Genomic DNA, 771 nt, shown 5'->3' on the forward strand with positions numbered 1-771 from the left:
GGCTGGATCGGCGAGGCCGCGCCGCGCCCGGCCACCGACGGGCCGGTGCTGTCGGAGCTGAACTTCCCGGCGATGGAGCTCTACGCCATGCCGGCGGCGACCCAGACGCTCCTCGACGACGCCGTCGTCGACCTCGACGCCTGGCTCGCCGACGAGGTCGAGACCGCGTTCTCCGAGCAGGAGGGCGTCGCCTTCGTCACCGGCAACGGCGTGAGCCGCCCGCGCGGCTTCCTCAGCTACGACACCGTGGCCAACGACGCCTGGGTGCCGGGCAAGGTCGGCATCGTCGGCACCGGCGCGGCCGGCGCGTTTCCGGCGGCCAACCCCGCGGACGTGCTGTTCGACCTCGTCTACGGCCTCAAGGCCGGCTACCGCCAGAACGCCGGCTTCGTCATGAGCCGGCGCACGCAGAGCGCGATCCGCAAGTTCAAGGACGCGGACGGCAACTACCTCTGGCTGCCGCCGACCGCCGCCGACCGGGCCGCGACCCTGCTCGGGTTCCCGGTGACGGAGGCCGAGGCGATGCCCGACATCGGGCCGGCCAGCCTCGCCGTCGCCTTCGGCGACTTCCGCCGCGGCTACCTCGTGGTCGACCGCACCGGGCTGCGGGTGCTGCGCGACCCGTACTCCGCCAAGCCCTACGTGCTGTTCTACACGACCAAGCGCGTCGGGGGCGGCGTGCAGGACTTCGCCGCGATCAAGCTGCTGAAGTTCGCCTGAGGGCAGGGCGGCGCGGGTCTCGCGCCGCCCTGCCCTCAGGCGAACTTCAGC

The 771-nt window shown here is 73.0% G+C and carries 1 protein-coding gene; it reads left to right on the forward strand.

What is annotated here, in order from left to right; translation table 11 throughout:
- Window positions 1–720 (forward strand): phage major capsid protein (locus tag FV222_RS28060; protein ID WP_147816407.1); only part of this gene is annotated, 720 nt, incomplete at its 5' end.
- Between the last annotated feature and the right edge of the window lie 51 nt (window positions 721–771).

It is taken from the genome of Methylobacterium sp. WL103, from assembly GCF_008039885.1.
Lineage (GTDB): Bacteria > Pseudomonadota > Alphaproteobacteria > Rhizobiales > Beijerinckiaceae > Methylobacterium > Methylobacterium cerastii.